The organism is Pollutimonas nitritireducens (assembly GCF_002849615.1).
Classification (GTDB): domain Bacteria; phylum Pseudomonadota; class Gammaproteobacteria; order Burkholderiales; family Burkholderiaceae_B; genus Pollutimonas; species Pollutimonas nitritireducens.
Window position 1 is genome coordinate 127,281 of the sequence record NZ_PDNV01000006.1, and the last position, 23,995, is coordinate 151,275.

Sequence of the window (23,995 nt, forward strand, 5' to 3'; positions counted from 1 at the left end):
GATACCTGAGCTATGGCGCAGGATCAGACAATTCGTTGGGAATCTTCGCAGATTGCGCCGCTGCGGCTTGCAAACTCTGACGAAGGCGATCTATGGCATCTGTTGTACCAGCAAGCAGGTCGTTGTGCACAGCTTCACGAGCACGCTGGAGCGCGCAGACAAAAGCATAGGAGTCGGCGGAGCCATGACTTTTTATGACAATTCCGCGTAAACCCAGCAATGCCGCACCATTGTACCGGCGGTTGTCGACGCGATCGCGAAAACGATTGAGCACCGGCTTAGCCAGCACGCCGGCAGCCATGGACCATGGATTGCGCGTGAACTCGGCCCGCATCATGTTGCCCACCATCCTGGCCAGTCCTTCCATGGACTTGAGTACGACATTGCCCACGAAACCGTCGCATACGACCACATCGACAGTACCTTTGCAGATATCGTCGCCCTCGACGTTCCCGTAGAAATTGAGTCCGCTGGTACGCAGCAAATCTGCCGCGCGTTTCACGATCTCGTTGCCCTTGATGATTTCTTCGCCGATATTAAGCAGGCCTACGGTAGGTCGCTCATGGCGATCGACGGCCGAAGCCAGGGCCGAGCCCATGATGGCGAACTGCAGTAAATGCTCTGCGGAACAATCGACGTTTGCGCCGAGATCCAACATCGTGGTCGCCCCGCCCTTTTGGTTAGGGATGGACGTAGCGATAGCCGGCCGGTCTATACCGTCAAGCGTTTTCAGTATGTAGCGGCTGATTGCCATCCAGGCGCCGGTATTGCCGGCCGAAATGCAGGCATCTGCGCGACCGTCCTTGACCGCTTGTATCGCTACGCGCATGGACGAATCTTTCTTGCGCCGCAACGCGACCTCGATGGAGTCGTCCATCAGGACAACCTCGGAGGCTTGCAGAATTTCGTACCACGGACTGCCGTGCCCACCATGCTCTCGCAGAGCAGCTTCGATGGCCGTCGCGTCACCCGCAAGCAGCAATCGCGTATCGGGGTGTTGTTTCGCAAATTGACAGGCTGCTGGAATAGTGACTGGCAAACCAGCGTCACCGCCCATACAGTCGATGGCGATTCGAATCTCGGATTTCGACATCAAGTAAGCAATCTATTTACCGATCGCCAATAAATGATTTATTCGTCGTTCTTGGATTTGAGTACTTTACGGCCGCGGTAAACGCCGTTGGGGCTGATGTGGTGGCGCAGGTGCAGTTCGCCGGTAGTGGGTTCCACTGCCGTGGACGGTGCCACGATGAAATCGTGCGAACGATGCATACCGCGTTTAGACGGGCTTTTTTTGTTTTGCTGAACGGCCATGATGACTCCTGTAAACGGGTCGCTATTGTACGCGATGATTCCCGTAAGTTAAATTTGGTTAAATCAATTCTTTTTTAGTTGATCCAGCACCGCGAACGGCGAAGGTCTAACCGCGTCGGATTCGGGCTCTTCTTCAAGAGGCTCCGGCAGCGACGGACAAACATCGTGCTTAGGCACATACGGCAGGCTGAGGATGATTTCATCTTCAACAAGCGCCAGAACATCGAGACGCTGCGACCCCAGAATACGCTCGATGGCGTCATCGGGGTCGGCGTCCGTACCGTCGTCCACATTGAGGGCGGCTTCAGAATTCACCACCTGCAGACGATTCTGGCTATCCACCGCCCATTCAAGCGGCTTCAGACAACGCTGACATTCCAGCAAAGGAGCCGCTACTACATGCACATGCAAAAACCGCTGACCAAAGGAATCCATTTCGCCCTTTATCGTCCAGGACACCATGGTGTCGGTCTGGTCGGGCAAGTCTTCTATCAGGCGTTCGAATTGATCGATTGGTGCCTGGCCTCGTATTTCGTGGCCCGCACGGGTAAGCTCGTACGTGTCAACATACTGTATATCCACGCGAAGTTCCCATCCCGAGATTCAATGATTAGTTCGGCCGGCCATATTAGCCGACTTGGTCATTTGCCCACCTTGATTTTTAACAAACCAGGTGCCATGCAAAAACCGCCACTTCTGTGTTGCCATCCCGGCCTTGCCGCCGCCCGTGCAATTTCTTGCCGCACCGGGTACCGCCCACCGGGAAAACATTAGATAATAGCGCGTTCGACCCCTCTCAGTCAAACCTGGAAAGCAAATACAACACTATGCAGCTCATACTTGCGTCTAGCTCGCGATACCGACAAGAAATGCTGGAAAGGCTGGGCATCCCTTTCCGCATCGTGTCACCCGATGTCGATGAAACACCGCTGAAAGACGAAACACCTGCCGCCCTTGCACTGAGGCTTTCACTGGCAAAGGCACTGGCCGTGGCGCCATCCTATCCTGGCGCATTGGTGATAGGCTCCGACCAGGTGGCCACCATGGATGGTTCTCCAATCGGCAAGCCGGGCAATTTTGAACGGGCCCTGAGGCAACTTGAATACCTCAGCGGCCAGACGGTAGAATTCCATAGCGCGTTGTGCGTCAGCGATGGACAACGTCACGAGACCGCCGATGTCATAACGTTATGCCGGTTTCGCCGACTAAGCACGGACGAAATCGTCTCATACCTGCATCGTGAACAGCCCTTCGATACCGCAGGCAGCGCCAAGGCCGAAAGCCTCGGTATTGCGCTGATGGACAGCATGCGGTCCGACGACCCTACCGCCATCATCGGGCTGCCCCTTATTGCCCTGTGTCGGATGCTGCGCTCGTTCGGGATGAACCCATTGACGCACCCAAGTTCCGAATCCCATTGACCCCGCATAGTCTTGAACTGGAGAAGCAGTGAAAACAGCTGGAACCCTACATTTGATCCCTGTCGGCATGGGGGTCGCAGCGCCTGCGGTCTGGCTGCCCCAGGCCGTACAAGAACTCGCATCGCGTCTTACCACTTATATCGCAGAAAATGCCAAGACGGCGCGCGCTTTCTTGAAACTCATTGGTACCCAAGGGCCGCTGCAGGACATCGTTATTCATACGCTCGATAATAAAGTCGATGCGGAGCAGATGCGAACCTGGTTGCAGCCCCTGCTCGAAGGCGGAGAAATCGGTCTGGTTTCAGAGGCCGGTTGCCCTGCGGTGGCCGATCCCGGCGCCAAGGTGGTGGCGGTTGCACACACGATGGGTATACGCGTGGTGCCGTGGGTTGGCCCCTCTTCGATATTGCTTGGCCTGATGGCCAGCGGCCTTGATGGACAACATTTCGCGTTCCACGGCTATGCCCCCGTCGAACCCGGGGCGCGGATCAAACAACTGAAAGCCTGGGAAATAGAGTCGCAAAAGCATCAACAGACGCAACTGCTCATAGAAACGCCCTACCGGAACGAAGCCATGTTCGATGCCCTGAAACAGGCACTCAAGGGCACCACACGCCTGTGCATCGCACGGTCACTGACCACGAGCGACGAACTCGTCCAGACTCGCACTGTCTCTCAATGGAAAACAATGCCAGCCCCCGATTTGGTCAAGAAGCCCACTCTGTTCCTGTTTCTGGCCTGACGAGCTTCCTATGCACCTGAAGCATCTCGCCAGCGCGGTGGCGCTGCTCCTGCTGACTGCCTGCAGTACATATAGACCAGGTGAACTCAACATAGACCGCAGTATCCAGGCCAAGAGCCAGAATAGCCGCGTGGAGTTCATCGTGCTGCATTACACCGCCACGGGCAATGAAGCATCGCTGAAAATATTATCCGAACAAAACGTTAGCAGCCATTACCTGATCACCAATCATCCCGAGCCGCTCGTGTATCAACTGGTGGATGAAAACCGCCGCGCCTGGCATGCGGGCGATAGCGAGTGGTTTGGCCGCACCGATATGAATTCCGGCTCCATCGGCATCGAAATTGTCAACCATGGCCCCGAAGGGGGCAACTGGGAACCCTATACCAAGGCGCAGACGATAATGGTCGGCGCGCTGCTGAGGGATATCGTACGGCGCCACCAGATCAAACCATTCAATATCGTCGGACATAGCGATATAGCCCCCCAGCGCAAGGTCGATCCGGGCCCGTTATTTCCTTGGAAGCAACTCGCGGAGCAAGGCCTAGGACGCTGGTTCGACGAAACCAGGGCCAGAGAATACGAACAGGAGTTCCTGCGCTCCGGCCTTCCCGATATGAGTTGGATGCAGGCTCAATTGCAGCGCACCGGGTATGCCATCCCGCGCATTGGGCTAAGCGGGAAAGCCATGAAGAATGTGATTGCTGCGTTCCAGATGCATTACCGTCCCAGTCGTCACGACGGCATTCCCGACGCCGAAACATTGGCGATACTAAAAGCCTTGCCTTGAAACGACCGCACTGTGCGATTATTGACGCCCAGAAACGGTACCTTGCCTCATGGAATGCACCAGTCTGAACAACAAAAGTGCACCAAGGGCGATTCCATAGGCATAGGGTTCGAAGAAATCGTTCTTGCCCGCTCTGACCAGCCAAAAATGCCACACCGACAATGCGGCAACGGCATACACGCTGCGGTGCAGGGCTTGCCAATAGCGCCCAAGGCGGCGCATCCACCCCGTGGTCGACGTGATGGCGAGGGCCACCATGGGGACAAAAGCAAGCATGCCGATCGTGATGAAAGTACGCTGAACCACGTCATCCCACATCGAAGCCAGTGACCATCCTCGTTCCCACATGGCCCAGCCCAGCAGATGCAGGACTGTATAAAAGAATGCGAACAAACCCAGCATCCTTCGCAGGCGCACCAGGGCCGGTTGTTGAATAAGGCGACGCAAGGGCGTGATGGCCAGGGTAAGACACAATGCCACCAAAGCCCAAATGCCCGATGAGCGAATAAGAAATTCAGGCGGATTGGCACCAAGCCCGTCGTTGAATCCCAGCCATATCCAGCGCAACAGCGGATAAAGCGCGACAACAAAAACCAGCGGCTTGATGCGCCCCAACTGTTTGGCAGACCACTTGGCTGGCCTAGGGTCCGAAAATGACATGCTGATCGGATTCAATAATACTTGGCCAGGTCCATACCGGCATAGAGCGATGCCACTTGATCGCCATAACCGTTGTACATCAACGTATCGACGCGCGGCGCAAAAAAGCCATCGCCAATCCGGCGCTCGGACGCCTGACTCCAGCGAGGGTGCGGCACGGTGGGATTCACATTGGCATAGAACCCGTATTCATTTGGCGCAATTCCTACCCAACTGGTGACCGGCATGGTTTCGCGCAGACGGATCTTCACGATGGACTTACCGGATTTGAAGCCGTACTTCCAGGGTATCGCCACACGCATGGGCGCGCCGTTCTGATTTGGCAGCATTTTGCCGTAAACGCCAAACACCAGCATGGTCAACGGGTGCATGGCTTCATCGATGCGCAATCCTTCGACATAAGGCCATTCGATAATCCGGTCATTCAGCCCGGGCATGGCCTCGGGCTGCACTACCGTGACAAACTCGACGTATTTCGCCTTGCTGGTCGGCTCGACCTGCTTTAACAGCGTCGATAAGGAATATCCGCTCCAGGGTATGACCATGGACCACGCTTCCACGCAGCGCAGCCGGTAGATACGCTCTTCGATGCTGGCGAGCTTGAGCAGGTCGTCGATGTCGAAACTGCGGGGCTTCACGACCTCGCCCTCGATAGTGACCGTCCATGGCCGAGTCTGCATACTGCCGGCATGACGCAGTGGGTCGGTCTTGCCGGTACCAAACTCATAAAAATTATTGTACGAAGTAACGTCCTTTTCGGACGTCTGTCTGTTGCTAAGCCAGTAGTCGGGATTCGGAGTGGCCGGCAAAGGCTCAGTCGCCTCGCCTGCGGCGCCCGCAGGCAAGAAACCACCCGCCCCGAGGGCCACAGCACCCGCGCCCACCTGCTGCAACCATTTCCGGCGCGAGAGCCAGACCGCTTCCGGCGTAATCTCGGAGGACGCGATGGGAGGAATCGTGAATCTGGACATGGCCGGCCCCTTTCTTGCTGGAGTTGTGTTGATGAGAACTGCGCCGAATGGGGCCGCCTTATTGACTACCCTGGACATAAGACGGCCGATTTCTCCAGTAAGTTCCCCGGTAGCGGTAATGGGCGCGAAGGTTTCGATGATGTTAGCGGACGGAGGCGGCCTCGATCGGCCCTACCCGGTCAAGCAGCCATGCCTGCATCTCGGCCACACTGGACACCAGCGCCGTTGGTTTCGCATCGATCAGCGTCTGGCGATCGTGTGCACCGTAGGTGACGGCCATGCTGTCGACCCCCGCGTTCGATGCCATGAGAATGTCGTGCGACGTATCGCCCACCATGAGCAACTGCTCGGGACGCAAGTCCAGTTCGTCCATGAGTTCCAGCAGCATGGCCGGATTTGGCTTACCGAAGGACTCATCCGCGCAACGGGTGGCGTGGAATCGCGTGTGCAACTGCATGTTGCCCAACACCCTATCCAGGCCGACGCGGCTTTTTCCGGTGGCAACGCCAAGCAACACTTGGCGACCATGCAGTAGATCGAGCAGCTCTACGATGCCATCGAACAACTTGATCTCCGGATCCCTGCACAAGAAGTGAAACCGATAGCGATCGAGGAACAAGGGCAGCTTGTCCGCGGTGAGGGTAGGTACGCAGCGATATAAGGCACTTTCCAGAGAAAGGCCGATCACCCAGCTTGCCTCACTGGCACTGGGCACCGGCAAGTCGATATCCGCGCATGCGCATTGAATGGCATTCACGATGGAATGGGTAGAATCCATGACGGTGCCATCCCAATCGAAAATCACAGCTTCATAGCGTTTCACGAATTGCGCTCCAGATGATGAAGAATTTGCGTACATGCCGGCGGCAGCTCGGCTTCGAATACCATGGGCTCGCCTGTCAGGGGATGCGGCAGTTCCAGGCGGCAGGCGTGCAGAAACATGCGGCCGAAGCCCAGACTGGCAAACCTGGCCCGAACTTCGTCCCGTCCGTATTTGTCATCCCCCACGATGGGATGCCCGCTGGCCGCAAGATGCACGCGTATTTGGTGCGTCCGCCCCGTACGCAGTTCTGCACCCAGCAGGCTATAGGCGCCATAGCGCTGCTTCAAGGTGATGATGGTGTGCGCCGCCTTGCCCAGTGCGTCCACCTTTACCCGGCGCTCGCCTGAGGCGGTGAGCCACTTAAGCAGCGGCTGGCGCAAATGTTGCTTGTCGTTCACCCAATCGCCCACGACAAGAGCCTGGTAATGCTTGCGGCCCGCCCCCTCGCGCATCATATCGTGCAAGGCTAGCAGTGCCTTGCGCCGTTTTGCAATCAGTAAAAGACCTGAAGTCTCGCGATCCAACCGGTGCGCCAGTTCGAGGAAGGCGGCATCGGGACGCGCTGCGCGTAATTGCTCGATGACGCCGAACGACACCCCGCTGCCCCCGTGTACGGCCACGCCAGCGGGTTTGTCGATGACCAGCAGCGCATCGTCTTCGAAAACAATGGGAAATACCGCCGGCGGTACGACTCTGGCCTGATCCGGCGCCGGCAGGCGCATGGGCGGAATCCGCAACGTGTCCCCCTCATCGAGTCGATAGTCCGCCGTCACCCGCCCTTTGTTGACCCGGACTTCGCCCCCCCGTATAGCCTTGTAAACATGGCTCTTGGGCACCCCCTTGCACAGACGTATCAGGAAATTGTCGACGCGCTGGCCGGCCTGCTCGGAACCAATTTCGATGAAACGTACGCTAGGGGCGCCAGTTTCGGTAATAACAGTTTTGCGCATAGGGAAAAGCGGCATATAATCGCGTCAGCCTGTAGAAGCTGAAAAAAACCGCCAAACGTAGAGATGCAAGGGTGCGTCTCCGTCCGGCGAACAAGGGCCATATTGTACTGCCTGCCTTTCAGCTTCTGGGTCATTTGGTCGCCGGGGCAAGCCCGATCCTAAAAATAGTGGTGTGGCATAGTGCCCGCTGTTTGCCCGGATCTACTGTCAACCGCGTGCGGCTCTGAATCTTTGCGAAGTTTGTCAACGTTTAAATGCACCAGCCGCGAATTCACACACGCGTCTGCCGTTCCCAGCAATTTTTTGTCAACCACTATAGTGAATCTGACCTCCCTGCTGACTGAACTGCGCACCTACAGGTCCGCTGTGCCTTCCTGACATAAGGTGGGCATTGCGGACGCAGTCAGCAAAGCCCCCACTGCAGATTTAGCGCCTCACACCGAGTGGCCCGCGGTCGTGCGCCGATTATCGGCGCGCCATGACTACGGAGAAATACACTCATGAAACGAATGTTGTTCAATGCAACGCATCAAGAAGAACTACGTGTTGCCATTGTCGATGGCCAGAAACTCATCGACCTCGATATCGAGACCGCCGGCCGCGAACAGCGCAAAGGCAATATCTACAAGGGCGTCATTACCCGCATCGAGCCCGGTCTCGAAGCCTGCTTTGTCAGTTACGGCGAAGACCGGCACGGCTTTCTTCCATTCAAGGAAGTTGCCCGTTCCTACTTCAAGGAAGGCGTCGATGTACGCACTGCGCGTATCCAGGACGCTCTCGTCGAAGGTCAGGAACTCATCATCCAGGTCGAAAAAGAAGAACGCGGCAACAAGGGCGCGGCCCTCACGACCTTCATTTCACTGGCTGGCCGCTATCTGGTTCTCATGCCCAACAATCCGCGCGGTGGTGGCGTCTCACGTCGCGTAGAGGGTGAAGACCGCCAGGAATTGCGCGAGACCATGGATCAGCTGGATATTCCGACAGGCATGAGCATCATTGCCCGCACCGCTGGCATTGGCCGCAATGTCGAAGAACTGCAGTGGGATCTCTCCTATCTGATGCAGCTCTGGAATGCCATCGATGCCGCTGCCCGCGACAACAAGGCTCCGATCCTGATCTATCTCGAGTCCAGCCTTGTCATCCGCGCCATCCGCGATTACTACTCGCCCGAAATCGGCGAGATCCTGATCGACACCGACGACATCTACGAACAAGCCACCGCTTTCATGAGCGTGGTCATGCCGGACAACGTGCAGCGTGTAAAAATGTATCGCGACGATGTCCCGCTGTTTTCCCGTTTCCAGATCGAACACCAGATCGAAACCGCGTATTCGCGCACGGTACAGCTGCCGTCCGGCGGATCGGTGGTCATTGACCACACTGAAGCCCTGGTCGCGGTTGATGTCAACTCTGCCCGCTCGACCCGCGGCGCCGACATCGAAGAAACCGCCATGCGTACCAATCTGGAAGCCGCCGAGGAGGTCGCACGTCAACTGCGACTCCGCGACCTGGGCGGACTTATCGTCATTGATTTTATCGACATGGAAGAAAGCAAAAACCAGCGCGCCGTCGAACAGCGCCTGCGTGATGCACTGCATTTCGACCGTGCCCGTGTGCAGATGGGCAAGATTTCCCGCTTTGGCCTGATGGAATTATCGCGCCAGCGCCTGCGCCCAGCCTTGAATGAAGGTTCACACATAACCTGCCCTCGCTGCAACGGCACCGGCGTGGTCCGTGATGCCGAATCCAGCGCACTGCATGTCCTGCGCCTGTTGCAGGAAGAAGCCATGAAAGAAGGCACAGCCGCCCTGCATGCACAGGTTCCGGTAGATGTCGCCACTTTCCTGCTCAACGAGAAACGCGGCGATATCACCAAGATCGAGTCGCGCCTCAAGGTCAACTTGGTGCTTATCCCCAATAAGAACCTCGAAACGCCACACCACCATATCGAGCGCCTGCGTCATGATGACCCGCGCCTCGAAGAAATCAAGACCAGCTTCGACCTGGTCACGCAGCCGGAAGAGCAGCTTACCTGGGCGCCGAACAAGGCGCTGGAAACCCAGGCCCGTCCTGAAGCACTGGTCAAAAGCCTCCCGCGCTCCCAGCCTGCTCCGGTCCCGACGGCTCCTGTTGTGCGTCCCAGCGCTACGCCGTCTGCTTCGTCGGGCAACAGCATCATCAAACGCCTGATCAACTGGCTGACTGGCACCACTCCTGTCGCCACGCCCGCAGTTGTCGTTGAAGCACCCAAAACCAGTAGCTCCCGCAACAAGAACGGGCGCCCCAACGAGCGACGCGAACGTGGTCAAGGTGATCGCAATCGTTCCCGCCGCGGCGAGCGCCGTCCGGACGGCGTCGAAGGCAAGTCCGAAGATACCCAGGCGCCAGCCCAGCGATCACGACGCCAGGCTCCTGCACAAGAAGCCGGAACCGCCGCCAGTGAACAACGCGTTACCGACGTCACCGTGTCGACTGCAGCATTGCCATCCGCCGAAAGCAGCGAAACGAACACCGGGGGACGCGGACGCAGCCGTCGTGGCCGTGGACGCAATCGCCGTGACGAAAGTCAGAACGACACAGCTGACCAGCTCGATAATGACGACCTGCCCCTGACGGCAGCCGCGGAAACCTCTCCCGCTGGATCCCTTGCAGACTCGACCGACGATCAACAGAAGGTAGCTGGCGATATCGAGGGCAGCAATGATTCTGGCTCGGACAACGACCAGCTCGATCCGGAACGCAAGCGGCGTCGTCGCCGCAGCCGTCGCGGCCGCCGCAGTCCAGAAGCCGAAAACGAAACGCCACTTGCCCACGATGCCGCCAATGGAGAACCCAGCGATGATCAGGCGTTTATACGGCACGAAACACCTGCTTTCAATCCCCAGGTGCTACCCGCCATCGCCACGGCGCAAGGTGGCTTTACCCAGGCCCCAGCCAACGCCGTTGCGTCTCCTGCCGCAGCCGTAGCGGCCCAGCCCTCCCCTGTCGACGCCGAAGCGGGCAAAACAGCACCTCCTATAGAGCCGTCGGCTTCGGAAACAATCGTCCCGGCTGACTTGCCTCCCGCAGCGCCCGTTGAAACAGCGGTGGTCGTCGCCTCACCGGCAGCCCGGGAGATCGTGAAGCCAACTGCTGCGGAACCCGTGCAAGTCGACTCGGTCGCCAGTAAGCCCGAGGTTGCTGACGAAGCGGCCGTACAAACTGCAGCGGTCGACACCGCAGCGATCGAGCCAGTACTGGTCCCGGCTGCTCCTGCCGTACCGGCGCTACTTGAATCGGAACCTGCCGATGTGATCGCAACTGACACGGCCGCGGCCAAACCAGCAGACGCCCAGCCTGCAGCCATTGGCGCGACCGTGCCTGGTGCACCTGCGCGCCCTGAGGAAGAAACCCTGCGTCCGAACGAAGCGGCGCCCGCCGCTGAGCCGGTATCAAGCAAGGTGATAGGAAAGGCACTGGAAGAAAGCCTTGTGGCCGCCGGCATGGAACTCGTGGAAACCAAGTCAGCGCCCGTTGAAGTAACCGCTACGCCTGTGCGCCTCGGTCGGGCACGCAAGCCGGCCGTCAAAGTTGCCAACGACCCTTTGAAACAGGTCGAAACGCACTAGGCTTTATGCCCCAAGCTTGAAAAAAACACCATTCAGTAATCTGAATGGTGTTTTTCTTTGTCCCATCATTCTGGCGTGCAAGCCGGCCTTGCGTTGGTTTTTGCGGCCAGCTTCAGGCTTTGGCCACCACATCCGCCGGTTGACGCATCAACAGAGCGAGCAGGTTGGCCAATTCGACCCGCATCTGGCGTCTATCCACCACCATGTCGATCGCCCCTTTCTCAAGCAGGAACTCGGAGCGCTGAAAACCTTCTGGCAGTTTTTCACGCACCGTCTGTTCGATCACTCGCGGGCCGGCAAACCCGATAAGCGCCTTGGGTTCTGCAATAACCACATCGCCCATGAAGGCGAAACTCGCCGAGACGCCGCCCATGGTGGGATCCGTCAGGATGCTGATAAAGGGCAGCCGTTCAGCAGCCAGGCGGGTCAACATGGCGTTGGTCTTGGCCATCTGCATCAATGAAAACAGGCTTTCCTGCATGCGGGCCCCGCCGGACGCCGCTACGCAAATGAAGGGCGTCCGATTGGCAAGCGCCTCGCGCGCACCCCGGGCGAAGCGTTCGCCCACCACGGATCCCATGGATCCGCCCATGAATTCAAATTCAAAGCAGGCCAAAACGACAGGTACCGACAAGATCGCTCCACTCATCACAACCATGGCTTCGCTTTCGCCGGTTTGCTTGACTGCCTCGGTTACACGCTCGGTATATTTGCGACTGTCCTTGAACTTGAGCGGGTCCATGGGGCGTGTGTTCTGTCCGATTTCGACACGATTATCCGCATCGAGCAGTGCGTCGATACGGGCCCGGGCTCCAATACGCATATGGTGACTGCACTTGGGACAGACATTCAGAGTCGCCCTTAAGTCCTCTTTATAGAGGACCGTCTCGCATGCCGGACACTTGACCCAAATGCCTTCCGGCACCCTGCGGGCCGCCACGTCGTTGTTGCGATTGATGCGTGGTGGCAGAATTTTTTCGATCCAGCTCATGATTTTTTTCCGATAAAAGCCCGATTCCGGATCAGACCTATTGTTCTTCTGCGGCGGACCGCCTGGTGTAGCGACCCCGCCTCGATGGAAAAGCGTGTGTTATGCCTGCTTGCGCAATACCTGATGAATGCCGTCCAGCCAATCGGCTGCCGCCTTGATGGCTGCGGCGTCGGTGTCAGCAGCCGATAGCCCGGCCTGTTCCGAACGTGCCACCGACTGCTCCATGGTCTCTATAAGCTTGCTGCCTATGACGACCGCGTCGGCATGCTCGCCCAGTCGCTTCGCACTGTCGGCATCCCGGATGCCAAAACCGACGCCGACAGGAATCGTCACGTGTTTGCGAATCTGTGCCAAGCGCTGAGCCACATCGACGGTATCGATATTTCCGGCACCGGTCACGCCCTTGAGCGACACATAATAAACATATCCTTTTGCCACCCGTGCCACCTGCTGGATACGGGCCTGCGTCGACGTAGGAGCCAACAGGAAAATGGGGTCGATCTGCGCAACACCCAACTGAGCGGCGAAATTGACGATTTCTTCGGGTGGATAATCGACCACCAGCACACCGTCAACGCCCGCCTTGGACGCCTGCTGGACGAATGCTTCCTGGCCCATGCGTTCGATGGGGTTGGCATAGCCCATGAGCACCACCGGGGTGGTTGTGTCGTCCTGGCGAAACTGCGCCACCATTTCGAGAACGTTGCGCAGGCCAACGCCACGCTTGATAGCGCGCTCGGCGGCGCGCTGTATGACCGGACCATCGGCCATGGGGTCGGAAAACGGAATACCCAGTTCCAGGACATCGGCACCCGCCTTCACCAACGCATGCATCAGCAAGGGTGTGGCCAATACCGAGGGATCGCCCGCAGTGACATAGGGAATCAAAGCAGTGCGACCCGCCGTCCTGGCAAATGCCGCCTTGATTCTTGGGTTGGAGGAATTCATTGTGAGCATTACCCTTATTCTTATAGACTGATGCCGCTGAAATCAGCCACAGTATGCATATCTTTGTCGCCGCGACCTGATAAATTCACCAGGATAATTTTGTCTTTGGACAAGGTGGACGCCAGCTTGAGCGCGTGGGCGATGGCATGGGACGATTCCAGCGCAGGCATAATGCCTTCGGTGCGGCAACAATCATGGAAAGCCGCCAGCGCTTCCTGGTCATCGACACACACATACTGCGCACGACCAAGGTCTTTCAACCATGCATGCTCCGGGCCCACGCCAGGGTAATCCAATCCTGCGGATATTGAGTGTGTCTCCAGGACCTGTCCGTTTTCGTCCTGCATCACGTAGGTCCGGTTGCCGTGCAGCACACCGACAGACCCGGCATTCAGCGAAGCCGAGTGGCGCCCTGTATCGAGACCCTCGCCGGCGGCTTCAACGCCAACCAGCTGTACATCCGGGTAGTCAATATACGGATGGAAAATGCCCATGGCATTCGATCCGCCGCCGACCGACGCGACAACATAATCGGGCTGGCGGCCGGCATCCACGGGCATCTGTTCGATGCATTCAGTACCGATCACCGACTGGAAATCACGGACCATCATGGGATAAGGGTGAGGGCCCGCGACAGTACCGATGATATAGAAGGTGTTCTCGACGTTGGTGACCCAGTCGCGCATGGCTTCGTTCAATGCATCCTTGAGCGTACGTGAACCCGAATCCACTGGCACCACGGTGGCACCCAGCAACTTCATGCGGTAGACGTTGGATGCCTGGCGGCGAACGTCTTCGCTGCCCATATAGACCACGCATTCCAGGCCATATCGCGCCGCCACGGTCGCTGTTGCAACGCCATGCTGCCCTGCGCCTGTCTCGGCGATAATCCTGGGCTTGCCCATGCGACGAGCAAGCAGGATCTGGCCTATGCAGTTATTGATTTTGTGCGCACCCGTATGGTTGAGGTCTTCGCGCTTGAACCAGATCTGGGCACCGCCCATTTTTTCCGACCAGCGCTTGGCGTGGTACACGGGGCTGGGACGGCCCACAAAGTGCTTGAGTTCGTAGTGGAATTCACGCAGGAATTCAGGATCGGTCTTGTATTTTTCGTAAGCCGCGCGAAGCTCGTCGAGCGCATGCACCAGGGTTTCGGCAACAAACGAACCACCATACTGACCAAAATGCCCTTGTGGGTCAGGCAATGTGTAGGATTTCAAATTATCACTCTCTGGTTACGCAACATCGTTGCATCGATCCGCCGCGGACCGATTGAAAGGCAAGCCATCATTTTAACAGTGTGGCACAAGCAAATACCGACCCCGCTCAGTGGCGGGCAGCCGACACCCCGGAAAGCTCATTCAGCGCGCCCAGCACGCGGCTGATCTGCTCACCGTTCCTGACCTCGATGGTGAACACCATGTGGGCCAGGGATCGGCGACTATGGGTGTTGACGCTGACTACGTTCAGCCGGAGCTTGGCAAAGACCTCGGAGACGTCGCGCAGCAAGTCGGTTCGTTCGGGAGCATGAATGCTGATATCTACCGGGTACAGCGCGTCGCCGGTTTGGCCCCAGTCAACGTCGATCACACGCTCTGGCTGGCGTTTGGCCAAGGCCGCATAGGACGCACAGTCGTGTCGATGTATCGAAACCCCGCGGCCCCGTGTGACGAAACCGACAATTTGATCCGGAGGCGCCGGCCGACAGCAGCGGGCAAGCTGAGTCATCAGCGAATCCACCCCAACCACCAGTACGCCGCTCTTGCCCGTCCTTACGACGTTTGCAACGCCGCTTTGATACACCCTCGCCTCGCCCTGGGTGCCGAGCGCCGATGGGTCGTTTGGCCTGGCCTTTTGCGGGCTGAGCAGATAGTCGATTTGGCGCAGGCTGAATTCTTCCTTGGCAACGGCGACGTAAAAATCATCGGCATGTGCAAACTCGAGTTGCTGAGCCAGTTGCTCGAGATTGACCGCCGTCTTGCCCAGACGCTGCAGCTCTTTCTCCACCATTGCCTGGCCTTGGGATATGCGCTGCTGCAGTTCGATGGCATTAAACCAGGCACGCACTTTGGCCCGTGATCGCGGGCTGGCCAAAAAGCCCAGTTGTGGGTTGAGCCAGTCGCGCGACGGGCCGCCCGACTTCGTCGCAATGATTTCAACAGTCTGTCCGGTTGCGAGGCGCGTCAGCAATGGGACCATCTGACCGTCCACGCGCGCGCCGCGGCAACGATGTCCCAAATCGGTATGCAGGTAATAGGCGAAATCCACCGGGGTTGCGCCTACCGGCAACTCGATGACCCGCGCCTGTGGGGTCAGGACATAGATATGCTCGTTCGACGCTGCTGGCGGCGCCTGCGGCGAGTCTGGGGCCGGCACGTCCGGCTCATCCTGACCCGCAGCGCTCGTCTTCGCCTTTCCACCGGCTCGGTCCCAGGCAAGCAGCTGGCGCATCCAGGCAAGTTTCTGGTCGTACCCGCCACCTGCTGCAACTTTGCCGCCCTTCTGGCCGGATTCCTTGTAGAGCCAATGGGCCGCCATGCCGTATTCCGCAAACCGGTGCATTTCCTCGGTACGGATCTGTATCTCGAAGGTATGGCCTTCCTCATCGATCACCACCGTATGCAAGGACCGATACCCATTGGGCTTTGGACGTGAGATATAGTCGTCGAATTCGTCGGACACCGGGGTCCAAAGGGAATGCGCCAAGGCCAATACCGCGTAGCAGGCGCGTTCGTCATCGACTATGACCCGTAGCGCCCGTAGGTCGAAAAGCTGATGAAACTCGAGATTCTTCATGCGCATCTTATTCCAGATGCTATAGATATGCTTAGGCCTGCCGGTCACCTCGGCACGAATATGCGCTTCCGCCAGGGCGTCTTGCAGGGCCTTTACCGCCTGGACGATGAACGCCTCGCGCTCTATCCGTTTTTCCTCCAGTTGCCGGGCTATGATTTTATAGGTTTCGGGGTCCTGGAACCGGAATGCCAGATCCTCCATTTCCCATTTCAACTGCCAGATGCCAAGGCGGTTGGCCAAAGGTGTGTAGAGCTCCATCGTCTCGCGAGCAAGCGCGGGCGGGTAGGGAATCTTGGCAACGGCATGCCATCGCAACGACTGCAGACGCGATGCCAGGCGCAACAGCACAATGCGAAGGTCGGCCGCCATTGCAAGCAGCATCTTGCGTTGCATCTCTTTTTGGTCGCTGCCAGGCGCAGCGCTATCGTTGGCTTGGCCAGTGAGGTTGCCGAGTCGCAAGAGGGCCCGGGTACCCTGCACGAGGGTGACCACTTCGGCTCCGAATTGCTTGCGCATTGCGTCCTGGCTATTGGCGGCGTCAGCGTTCCCGGCGTCGGCGGGTAAAACAGTGATTAACGCACTGGCGCGGGTGGCGGCGTCGGTACCCAGGTCGGCCAGTATTCGCACCACTCCGGCACTGTGCAGATCCAAGGGTTCGCCGGTATGGGCCAAGACGCCTGCCAGCGGCTCTTTCACCCATTGAACCGCCTGCGCCAGCAGCGCGCTGCCTGCGTCATCCAGACCCTTGTTGGCATGTACGAACCATTCGTCGTTGAACGGTGCAGGATCGGAAACGGGTGTTGCGTAGGAGGGCATAGTTCAAGATGCAGAGTGCGAAGAAATGAAACCTTCTTCCAGCGACTCTATACTAACGTGTCTGGAGAACAACTGCGAATTGATGTCATGAATACAATAGCCAAGAAACGACTACTGATCGTGTGGCATTCGCGCACGGGCGCTGCGCACCAAATGGCTCTTGCCGCGGAGAGTGGCGCCCAGGCCATCGCGGCCGAACTCCAGGCCGAGCATCGACTGGATATTGTAGTAAAACAGGCAGCCCAGGTCGATGCGCAAGATTTGCTGGGTGCCGATGGTTTCGTCTTCTGCGCACCCGAAAATCTCGCATCGCTGAGCGGAGCCATGAAGGAGTTCTTCGACCGCAATTACTATTGCGCACTAGACCAACTGAATGGCAGGCCTTACGCAATCATGATCAGCGCGGGTTCGGATGGCAGTGGCGCAGCACGACAAACAGAGCGTATCTGCACCGGCTGGCGCTTGCGCCTGATTGCGCCAGCACTTATCGTGAACACCGATGCCCAGAGTCCGCAAGCCATCACCGCAGCGAAAACCATTACCGACAACGATTCGGCGGCATGCGAAACACTGGGCGCAACGCTGGCCGCTCTATTGCTTTGATCGTATGCGGGAAGCTCAGGCCAAGGCTGCCGTTACGACGATCTCAACTTTGAAATCCGGATTGGCAAGCCGTGCTTCGACGGTTGCGCGCGGGGGTGCATTGCCGGGCGCAACCCATGCATCCCACGCCTTGTTCATGCCGTCGAACTCTTTCATATTGGTGATGAAAATCTGGGCCATCAGGATGCGGGACTTATCGGTACCCGCGGTCGCCAACAGCTTGTCAATAGTCGCCAAAACCTGGGCAGTCTGCCCCTGGATATCCAGCGAACCGTCGTCTGGAACCTGCCCGGCCAGATAAGCGACCCCGTTGTAAATCGCCATATCCGAAAGCCGCTTCTCGACGTTGACCCGTTCCACTTCGCTCATATCCATACTCCTGTTTATTAGAAACCCAAATCAGGAATGATTATATGTGCACTTCCAGCCGGCCGACATCAAGGCGGTGGAAGCTGGAAGACTTGCCGCAGATAGGCCAGGTAGGCAGGATCGTCACACATGGTTTTCTCCGGCGCATCAGATACCTTTGCGACAGGCTGACCATTGCACCGAACCATCTTCATGACGATCTGTAAAGGCTCATGGCCGAGGTCGTTGGTCAAATTGGTGCCTATTCCAAACGAAATCTTGCAACGCCCCGCAAAATGCTTGGCAAGCTCGATGGCGCGCGGAATAGTCAATGCATCGGAAAACACCAACGTCTTGGTACGCGGGTCGGCCCGGTTGGCCGCATAGTGAGCCAATAGTCGCTCGCCCCAAATAAATGGATCTCCGGAATCGTGACGGGCGCCGTCGAACAGCTTGCAGAAGTACATGTCGAAGTCGCGCAGGAACGCATCCATACCATAGACGTCGGACAAGGCGATTCCGAGGTCGCCGCGGTATTCCTTCGCCCACACTTCAAGGGCAAACACTTGGGAATCGCGCAAGCGCGGCCCCAAGGCCTGACATGCCTGTAAATACTCATGGCCCATCGTGCCCAAGGGCGTCACCCCGTGCTTCATCGCCAGTCGCACATTGCTGGTTCCCGCAAAGTGCGGAGACATCTGCGACTTCATGGTAAGGACGACCTCTTCGTGCCACTTCTTCGAGAAGCGCCGGCGCGTACCGTATTCCGCAACGCGGAAATCGGCCAGCGCCGGGTCATCGCTGACCAGCTGCATCTTGGACTGCAGACGCTTGCGGCCTTCCTCCCATGCGGGCTCGCGGCATACGTTGCGGAAATAGACTTCGTTGACGATGGCGAGGACGGGGATCTCGAAAAGGATGGTATGCAGCCATGGACCTTTCACGGAGATGTCAATTTCGCCTTTGACCGCACCCGCCGACACCGTAATGCATTTTTCCGGCATGTGAAATAAACCGAGAAAATCGACAAAGTCGCTTTTCAAAAAACGCAGACTCCGCAGATAATGCAATTCCTCTTCCGTGAACTGCAATTGACAGAGCGCATGAATTTCGCTGCGTATTTCATCAAGATACGGCTGCAAATTCACGTTCGGCGTGCGGCACTTGTACCGGTACTCTACCTGGGCGGCGGGAAAGTGATGCAGTACAACCTGCATCATGGTGAATTTATAAAGATCGGTGTCGAGTAACGAAGTAATTATCATCGCATCACATAGAGTGTTTTGATTACCATAGCACAGAGCACGACGCCAGCGGCGCTGGCAGCACGATTGAATTCGGAAAGACTCCTTTGGCTGAAGGTCAATTCGGGCTTACCTCGATTTATTGGGTAAAATGCAACATCTGATGTTGGAGCCTTGAAATGACACATGTGGTTACCGAGAACTGTATCAAATGCAAATTTACTGACTGCGTCGATGTATGTCCGGTAGACTGTTTCCGCGAAGGAGCAAATTTCCTCGTCATCGATCCCGATGAATGCATCGATTGCGCGGTCTGCGTGCCCGAATGCCCCGCCAACGCCATATTCGCGGAAGAAGACGTGCCTCAGGATCAGGTACAGTTCATCGCACTGAATGCCGAACTGTCACCCGAGTTCGGCATGATCAATCGGTCCAGGCAACCCTTGCCCGGTGCCGACGATTGGAATGGCGTCGACGACAAACTCAAATACCTTGAACGTTGACGCGTTTCGAGTGCAATACCTGCACATCTGCGCGGGCGAACGTGGCCACCTTTCCAAGCGCCAGACGACTGGACATTGCCGGGCCAGTTTTGTTGCTTAGCCCCAACAATCAAGTCATTTATTTGCGCATTATTACGATGCACGGTCGGCACCTCTCCTACTGCGTGCAATAAGCCTAATGTATAGGCCGGCAATCTGGCCGAGGAAATTACTGGCAAAATCCATTACTTTGTGATTAGCTTATGTAGAAGAGCCTGTTAACAGCTTATTCGAACTGTAACAGATCGCTGATCCGGAAACGCTTACTCAAGGCTACTACATGCTGTATGACCTCCATGAACTTCAGCGCGCTTTTTTAACGCCGCTCGCCGCATTTACCGATACTGGTTCGCAGATATTCTCGCACCCGTACAGCCCTTTCGCGTACACGCCAGTATCCCGGCAAATTGCTGCTACCTACGAACTCGTTCATCGTTTGGGAAAAGACTACCAGAAACCGGCATGGGATCTTCCCACTACTAAAATCGGCGGCAAAGACGTCGCCATTACCGAACATGCAGTAGTACAGAAACCTTTCTGTAATCTCGTTCATTTCAAGCGCGAGAACGCTGGCGGCGCCGCGTCTGACCCACGCGTGTTGTTGGCCGCACCACTCTCCGGCCACCATGCCACCTTGTTGCGGGACACCGTAAAGGCCTTGCTGCCCAACCACGATGTCTATGTCACCGACTGGGTCGACGCCCGCATGGTGCCAGCCGTGGCTGGACCATTCCACTTGAACGACTACGTGGAATACATACAGGATTTTATCCGCTTCCTGGGACCGGACGTTCACGTAATATCGGTCTGTCAGCCAACCGTACCTGTGCTGGCCGCCATCTCACTGATGGCCTCCAACAACGACCCATCCTTGCCCCGCAGCATGGTAATGATGGGCGGCCCTATCGACACCCGCAAATCGCCGACGCAGGTCAACCGATTGGCCACGACCAAGCCTTATTCCTGGTTCGAGGATAACCTGATACATCGGGTGCCTGCCAGGTTTCCTGGTGGCGGACGGCCTGTGTACCCCGGTTTTCTGCAACACGCGGGCTTTGTCGCCATGAATCCTGATCGCCACTTGCGTTCGCATTACGATTTCTACCACGACCTGCTGAAGGGCGATAACGACGATGCGGAATCCCACCGCAAGTTCTACGACGAGTACAACGCCGTGCTGGACATGCCGGCCGAGTTCTACCTGGATACCATTAAAATGGTTTTCCAGGAGCACCAGCTGCCCTCGGGCACCTGGGAAGTCAAAGGACAGAAAGTCGATCCGTCCGCCATTACCTCGGTTTCCCTCCTTACAATCGAGGGCGAGTTTGATGACATCTCGGGCGAAGGCCAGACACGCGCTGCTCAGGACTTGTGCATCGGCATTCACAATAGTCGCAAAGAACACTACACCGCCGTTGGCTGCGGACACTACGGTATTTTCTCGGGTCGCCGCTGGCGCGAAACGATATGTCCTAAAATAGCCGAATTCATACGCCGCCCTGCCGCGTAAGGTCCTGTGGCTCTTTACACGAATCGGGGCCTACGGCCCCGATTTTCATTGTCCCTATGTCCTCCTTGTCACTTATCGATCACATCGATGCGGTCCTGCCCCAAACCCAATGCACCAAATGCGGCTATGACGGGTGCAGACCTTATGCTCAAGCTATCGCCACCAACGGTGAAGCCATAAACCGCTGCCCACCAGGCGGTCAGGCGGGCATCGAGGCGCTTGCCCTAGTGGTGCGTCGCCCCGTATTGGAGCTCGATGCCGATTGCGGCGAACACCTGCCCCTGACCGTAGCCGTCATCGATGAACCGCACTGCATAGGTTGCACACTATGTATTCAGGCGTGTCCCGTTGACGCCATCGTGGGCGCAAACAAACTGATGCACACTGTCCTGCCTGACCGCTGCACCGGCTGCGACTTATGCGTGGCCTCCTGTCCGGTCGACTGCATCGATATGGTGCCAGCCGCCGGCGAATGGACGCTGGCACTGGCCAATGCAGCAAGAGAACATCATCAGCAACGGCAGCGTCGCCTGGACGCCTCGCATAACGAGAGCTTCGGGCTCGCAGCGCGCACACTGGCCAACAAGGCGCCCTTGTCACTGGCAGCCAGCACTGATGCGGCGAGCCGACAGCAGGTTATTGCCGATGCGCTTGCACGGGCTCGGGCGCGCCGTAAAAACAATGAATAACGGAAAGCGTGCCGAGATCTTCCGGCGCCTCAAAGCGGCCAATCCCTCACCCACCACGGAGTTGGAGTACGCAAGCATATTTCAGCTCCTGATTGCCGTGATCCTTTCAGCCCAGGCCACGGACCGCAGCGTAAATCTGGCAACGCGGAAATTTTTTCCTGCTCACGGGACGCCTGAAGGACTGCTGGCCTTGGGCGTGGAAGGCTTGAGCGATCACATCAAAACGATAGGCCTGTACAAGACCAAGGCCAGCAACGTCATAAGAACCTGCCAGGTTCTTGTCGATCATCACCACAGTGAAGTGCCCGATGACCGCGAAGCACTGGAGTCTTTGCCCGGTGTCGGACGCAAGACGGCCAATGTGGTGCTGAACACCGCTTTCGGCCACCCCACCATTGCCGTCGATACGCATATTTTCCGGGTTGCCAACCGTACGCGTATTGCTCCGGGCAGAAATGTCGTCGACGTGGAAAAGAAGCTGCTGCGCGTCATACCCAAGGAGTTCCTGCTGGACGCACATCACTGGCTGATCCTGCATGGGCGCTACATATGCGTCGCACGCAAACCCAAGTGCCCACAGTGCGGAATCGCGGATCTTTGCGAGTACAAGGAAAAAACACCCGCCAACTGAAACATTTCGGGTTTACCTATGAAAAACCCCCATGGTGTTCTCGAATACAAGTCCTCATACTTCGGCCCTATCCTCTCTCGTTTTTCACACCGACTGGCTGGCTATGAGCGAATACATTCTAGAAACCAAGAACCTGGTAAAGGAGTTCCGCGGCTTCATTGCCGTGAAGGACGTCAATCTCCAGGTCAAGCGCGGTACCATCCATGCACTGATCGGACCGAACGGCGCCGGCAAGACGACCTGCTTCAACCTGCTCACCAAATTCCTTACGCCCACGTCGGGCAAGATTTTTCTCAACGACCATGAAATAACTCATGAAAAGCCGACGCAAATTGCGCGTCGCGGCGTCATCCGTTCATTTCAGATCTCCGCGGTATTTCCGCAGCTTACCGTGTTGGAAAATGTGCGCATCGGCTTGCAGCGAGCCACTGGGCTCTCCTACCACTTCTGGCGCAGCGATAAGATACTCCGAAATCTCAACGGCAAAGCACTCGATTTGCTGAAGCAAGTCGACTTGGGCGAATATGCCAACGAATTGACAGTAAATCTGCCCTACGGACGCAAGCGGGCACTGGAAATCGCTACGACACTGGCCATGGAACCCGAACTCATGCTGCTGGACGAACCCACGCAGGGCATGGGTCATGAAGACGTAAGCCGGGTCACTGACCTTATCAAGAAAGTCAGTGTAGGGCGCACAATACTCATGGTTGAACATAATATGAAGGTTGTCTCACAAATTGCCGACAAAATCACCGTTCTGGCGCGTGGCGCCGTGCTGGCCGAAGGCACCTACCAAGAAGTATCAAGCAACGCCGGCGTTATGGAGGCCTACATGGGCACTACGACCGGTGAACTAGAAGGGGCTCACGGATGAATACCGCCGCTCTCGAAATATCCAATCTGCACGCCTGGTATGGCGAATCTCACGTTCTGCATGGCGTCAACCTCACTGTCGCGCCGGGCGAAGTGGTCACTCTGCTGGGCCGCAACGGCGCCGGAAGAACCACCACGCTTCGAGCCATACTGGGCCTTACCGGCACACGCAAAGGCTCCATACGTGTACAAGGTACTGAAACCATCAACCTGCCCACCTATCGCATTGCGCATCTGGGCATCGGATACTGTCCCGAAGAGCGAGGTATTTTCGCCGGCCTGTCCTGCGAAGAAAACTTGCTCCTGCCCCCTACCGTCGGCGAAACGCTTGGTGGTGGTATGTCGCTCGCGGAAATCTACGAGATGTTTCCCAACCTCGAAGAACGCAAGCATTCGCCGGGCACCCGTCTCTCCGGCGGTGAACAACAAATGCTTGCGGTCGCACGAATTCTGCGTACCGGTGCCAATCTGTTGCTTCTGGACGAGATATCCGAAGGCCTTGCCCCCGTCATCGTGCAGGCGCTGGCCCGCATGATCACTGCCTTGAAGGCCAAGGGCTACACCATCATCATGGTCGAACAGAACTTCCATTTTGCCGCGCCTCTGGCCGATCGTTTCTATGTCATGGAACATGGCCAGATCGTGGAACAATTTCATTCAGATGAACTTCAAGCCAAACAAGATGTGCTCAACACGCTATTAGGCGTCTAACACTTACAAAC

General features: G+C 57.2%; 24 protein-coding genes. 11 read left to right on the forward strand and 13 right to left on the reverse strand.

Translation table 11 applies throughout. The annotated features are described in order from the left end of the window. Window positions 1-10: 10 nt before the first annotated feature. The 3 genes from plsX to CR155_RS10340 form a co-directional block, all read right to left on the reverse strand. A complete protein-coding gene (plsX, locus tag CR155_RS10330; RefSeq protein ID WP_102069954.1) occupies window positions 11-1,093 on the reverse strand; it encodes a phosphate acyltransferase PlsX in 1,083 nt (360 codons plus the stop codon). Window positions 1,094-1,131: 38 nt separating this feature from the next. Then, window positions 1,132-1,314, reverse strand: coding sequence for a 50S ribosomal protein L32 (gene rpmF / locus CR155_RS10335; RefSeq protein WP_102069955.1), 183 nt, complete (start codon window positions 1,312-1,314; stop codon window positions 1,132-1,134). A 63-nt stretch (window positions 1,315-1,377) separates the two neighbouring features. Beyond that, window positions 1,378-1,896 carry a YceD family protein gene (locus CR155_RS10340; RefSeq protein WP_102069956.1) on the reverse strand — a complete coding sequence of 173 codons (519 nt, stop codon included), beginning with the start codon at window positions 1,894-1,896 and terminating at the stop codon, window positions 1,378-1,380. A gap of 245 nt (window positions 1,897-2,141) precedes the next feature. Here CR155_RS10340 and CR155_RS10345 point away from each other — a divergent pair, with 245 nt between their 5' ends. From CR155_RS10345 to CR155_RS10355, 3 genes are all read left to right on the forward strand, one after another. Further along, window positions 2,142-2,735, forward strand: a complete 594-nt coding sequence (locus CR155_RS10345; protein ID WP_102069957.1) for a Maf family nucleotide pyrophosphatase — start codon at window positions 2,142-2,144, stop codon at window positions 2,733-2,735. Window positions 2,736-2,802: 67 nt separating this feature from the next. Beyond that, on the forward strand, window positions 2,803-3,477 hold the full coding sequence (locus CR155_RS10350) for an SAM-dependent methyltransferase (RefSeq protein ID WP_102069958.1): 675 nt from the start codon (window positions 2,803-2,805) through the stop codon (window positions 3,475-3,477). Window positions 3,478-3,487: 10 nt separating this feature from the next. Then, the gene (locus CR155_RS10355) at window positions 3,488-4,267 is read left to right on the forward strand and encodes an N-acetylmuramoyl-L-alanine amidase (protein ID WP_102069959.1); all 780 of its coding nucleotides are present in this window, start codon (window positions 3,488-3,490) and stop codon (window positions 4,265-4,267) included. A gap of 18 nt (window positions 4,268-4,285) precedes the next feature. On the opposite strand, the gene msrQ is transcribed toward CR155_RS10355, so the two are convergent. From msrQ to CR155_RS10375, 4 genes are all read right to left on the reverse strand, one after another. Next, window positions 4,286-4,927: a protein-methionine-sulfoxide reductase heme-binding subunit MsrQ gene (gene msrQ, locus CR155_RS10360; protein ID WP_102069960.1), complete on the reverse strand. Its 642-nt coding sequence runs from the start codon at window positions 4,925-4,927 to the stop codon at window positions 4,286-4,288. 11 nt (window positions 4,928-4,938) lie between these two features. Further along, the gene (msrP, locus tag CR155_RS10365) at window positions 4,939-5,898 is read right to left on the reverse strand and encodes a protein-methionine-sulfoxide reductase catalytic subunit MsrP (protein WP_102069961.1); all 960 of its coding nucleotides are present in this window, start codon (window positions 5,896-5,898) and stop codon (window positions 4,939-4,941) included. 142 nt (window positions 5,899-6,040) lie between these two features. Beyond that, window positions 6,041-6,721, reverse strand: a complete 681-nt coding sequence (locus tag CR155_RS10370) for an HAD-IA family hydrolase (RefSeq protein ID WP_102069962.1) — start codon at window positions 6,719-6,721, stop codon at window positions 6,041-6,043. Beyond that, window positions 6,718-7,671 (reverse strand): RluA family pseudouridine synthase, encoded by a 954-nt coding sequence (locus tag CR155_RS10375; RefSeq protein WP_233214127.1) that lies wholly within the window; start codon window positions 7,669-7,671, stop codon window positions 6,718-6,720. The genes CR155_RS10370 and CR155_RS10375 overlap by 4 nt, the downstream gene beginning before the upstream one ends. 500 nt (window positions 7,672-8,171) lie before the next feature. Between CR155_RS10375 and CR155_RS10380 the strand changes: the two genes are divergently transcribed. After that, window positions 8,172-11,279, forward strand: a complete 3,108-nt coding sequence (locus tag CR155_RS10380) for a ribonuclease E/G (protein WP_102069964.1) — start codon at window positions 8,172-8,174, stop codon at window positions 11,277-11,279. Window positions 11,280-11,391: 112 nt separating this feature from the next. On the opposite strand, the gene accD is transcribed toward CR155_RS10380, so the two are convergent. The 4 genes from accD to CR155_RS10400 form a co-directional block, all read right to left on the reverse strand. Beyond that, a complete protein-coding gene (gene accD / locus CR155_RS10385) occupies window positions 11,392-12,270 on the reverse strand; it encodes an acetyl-CoA carboxylase, carboxyltransferase subunit beta (RefSeq protein ID WP_102069965.1) in 879 nt (292 codons plus the stop codon). Between the two features lie 99 nt (window positions 12,271-12,369). After that, the gene (gene trpA, locus CR155_RS10390) at window positions 12,370-13,218 is read right to left on the reverse strand and encodes a tryptophan synthase subunit alpha (RefSeq protein WP_102070159.1); all 849 of its coding nucleotides are present in this window, start codon (window positions 13,216-13,218) and stop codon (window positions 12,370-12,372) included. Between the two features lie 20 nt (window positions 13,219-13,238). Beyond that, complete coding sequence (gene trpB, locus CR155_RS10395) at window positions 13,239-14,438, reverse strand: tryptophan synthase subunit beta (protein WP_102069966.1); 1,200 nt, start codon at window positions 14,436-14,438, stop codon at window positions 13,239-13,241. 106 nt (window positions 14,439-14,544) lie between these two features. After that, window positions 14,545-16,830, reverse strand: a complete 2,286-nt coding sequence (locus tag CR155_RS10400) for a RelA/SpoT family protein (protein WP_102069967.1) — start codon at window positions 16,828-16,830, stop codon at window positions 14,545-14,547. An 87-nt stretch (window positions 16,831-16,917) separates the two neighbouring features. Here CR155_RS10400 and CR155_RS10405 point away from each other — a divergent pair, with 87 nt between their 5' ends. Then, window positions 16,918-17,433, forward strand: coding sequence for a flavodoxin family protein (locus CR155_RS10405; RefSeq protein ID WP_102069968.1), 516 nt, complete (start codon window positions 16,918-16,920; stop codon window positions 17,431-17,433). A gap of 15 nt (window positions 17,434-17,448) precedes the next feature. Here the strand turns inward: CR155_RS10405 and CR155_RS10410 are convergent, their stop codons facing one another. Next, entirely contained in the window at window positions 17,449-17,802 is a 354-nt protein-coding gene (locus CR155_RS10410; RefSeq protein ID WP_102069969.1) for a RidA family protein, read from the reverse strand. Between the two features lie 68 nt (window positions 17,803-17,870). Continuing rightward, entirely contained in the window at window positions 17,871-19,046 is a 1,176-nt protein-coding gene (gene pncB / locus CR155_RS10415; RefSeq protein ID WP_102069970.1) for a nicotinate phosphoribosyltransferase, read from the reverse strand. A gap of 158 nt (window positions 19,047-19,204) precedes the next feature. On the opposite strand from pncB, the gene fdxA reads away from it, so the two are divergent. From fdxA to CR155_RS10445, 6 genes are all read left to right on the forward strand, one after another. Further along, window positions 19,205-19,528 carry a ferredoxin FdxA gene (gene fdxA, locus CR155_RS10420; RefSeq protein ID WP_102069971.1) on the forward strand — a complete coding sequence of 108 codons (324 nt, stop codon included), beginning with the start codon at window positions 19,205-19,207 and terminating at the stop codon, window positions 19,526-19,528. A gap of 319 nt (window positions 19,529-19,847) precedes the next feature. Next, window positions 19,848-21,077: a polyhydroxyalkanoate depolymerase gene (locus tag CR155_RS10425; protein ID WP_102069972.1), complete on the forward strand. Its 1,230-nt coding sequence runs from the start codon at window positions 19,848-19,850 to the stop codon at window positions 21,075-21,077. A gap of 56 nt (window positions 21,078-21,133) precedes the next feature. Then, the gene (locus CR155_RS10430; protein ID WP_102069973.1) at window positions 21,134-21,766 is read left to right on the forward strand and encodes an electron transport complex subunit RsxB; all 633 of its coding nucleotides are present in this window, start codon (window positions 21,134-21,136) and stop codon (window positions 21,764-21,766) included. Next, window positions 21,759-22,397: an endonuclease III gene (gene nth, locus CR155_RS10435; RefSeq protein WP_102069974.1), complete on the forward strand. Its 639-nt coding sequence runs from the start codon at window positions 21,759-21,761 to the stop codon at window positions 22,395-22,397. Before CR155_RS10430 ends, nth begins: the two co-directional genes overlap by 8 nt. A gap of 103 nt (window positions 22,398-22,500) precedes the next feature. Beyond that, window positions 22,501-23,274, forward strand: a complete 774-nt coding sequence (locus tag CR155_RS10440; protein WP_102069975.1) for an ABC transporter ATP-binding protein — start codon at window positions 22,501-22,503, stop codon at window positions 23,272-23,274. Then, window positions 23,271-23,984: an ABC transporter ATP-binding protein gene (locus tag CR155_RS10445; protein ID WP_102069976.1), complete on the forward strand. Its 714-nt coding sequence runs from the start codon at window positions 23,271-23,273 to the stop codon at window positions 23,982-23,984. Before CR155_RS10440 ends, CR155_RS10445 begins: the two co-directional genes overlap by 4 nt. The last annotated feature ends 11 nt before the right edge of the window (window positions 23,985-23,995 follow it).

Coding starts and splice junctions, on each gene's coding strand:
- plsX (WP_102069954.1), bottom strand. CDS start 1,093: ATGTCGAAATCCGAGATTCGAATCGCCATCGACTGTATGGGCGGTGAC.
- rpmF (WP_102069955.1), bottom strand. CDS start 1,314: ATGGCCGTTCAGCAAAACAAAAAAAGCCCGTCTAAACGCGGTATGCAT.
- CR155_RS10345 (WP_102069957.1), top strand. CDS start 2,142: ATGCAGCTCATACTTGCGTCTAGCTCGCGATACCGACAAGAAATGCTG.
- CR155_RS10350 (WP_102069958.1), top strand. CDS start 2,803: ATGGGGGTCGCAGCGCCTGCGGTCTGGCTGCCCCAGGCCGTACAAGAA.
- CR155_RS10355 (WP_102069959.1), top strand. CDS start 3,488: ATGCACCTGAAGCATCTCGCCAGCGCGGTGGCGCTGCTCCTGCTGACT.
- msrQ (WP_102069960.1), bottom strand. CDS start 4,927: ATGTCATTTTCGGACCCTAGGCCAGCCAAGTGGTCTGCCAAACAGTTG.
- msrP (WP_102069961.1), bottom strand. CDS start 5,898: ATGTCCAGATTCACGATTCCTCCCATCGCGTCCTCCGAGATTACGCCG.
- CR155_RS10375 (WP_233214127.1), bottom strand. CDS start 7,671: ATGCGCAAAACTGTTATTACCGAAACTGGCGCCCCTAGCGTACGTTTC.
- CR155_RS10380 (WP_102069964.1), top strand. CDS start 8,172: ATGAAACGAATGTTGTTCAATGCAACGCATCAAGAAGAACTACGTGTT.
- accD (WP_102069965.1), bottom strand. CDS start 12,270: ATGAGCTGGATCGAAAAAATTCTGCCACCACGCATCAATCGCAACAAC.
- trpA (WP_102070159.1), bottom strand. CDS start 13,218: ATGAATTCCTCCAACCCAAGAATCAAGGCGGCATTTGCCAGGACGGCG.
- CR155_RS10400 (WP_102069967.1), bottom strand. CDS start 16,830: ATGCCCTCCTACGCAACACCCGTTTCCGATCCTGCACCGTTCAACGAC.
- CR155_RS10405 (WP_102069968.1), top strand. CDS start 16,918: ATGAATACAATAGCCAAGAAACGACTACTGATCGTGTGGCATTCGCGC.
- CR155_RS10410 (WP_102069969.1), bottom strand. CDS start 17,802: ATGAGCGAAGTGGAACGGGTCAACGTCGAGAAGCGGCTTTCGGATATG.
- pncB (WP_102069970.1), bottom strand. CDS start 19,046: ATGATAATTACTTCGTTACTCGACACCGATCTTTATAAATTCACCATG.
- fdxA (WP_102069971.1), top strand. CDS start 19,205: ATGACACATGTGGTTACCGAGAACTGTATCAAATGCAAATTTACTGAC.
- CR155_RS10425 (WP_102069972.1), top strand. CDS start 19,848: ATGCTGTATGACCTCCATGAACTTCAGCGCGCTTTTTTAACGCCGCTC.
- CR155_RS10430 (WP_102069973.1), top strand. CDS start 21,134: ATGTCCTCCTTGTCACTTATCGATCACATCGATGCGGTCCTGCCCCAA.
- nth (WP_102069974.1), top strand. CDS start 21,759: ATGAATAACGGAAAGCGTGCCGAGATCTTCCGGCGCCTCAAAGCGGCC.
- CR155_RS10440 (WP_102069975.1), top strand. CDS start 22,501: ATGAGCGAATACATTCTAGAAACCAAGAACCTGGTAAAGGAGTTCCGC.
- CR155_RS10445 (WP_102069976.1), top strand. CDS start 23,271: ATGAATACCGCCGCTCTCGAAATATCCAATCTGCACGCCTGGTATGGC.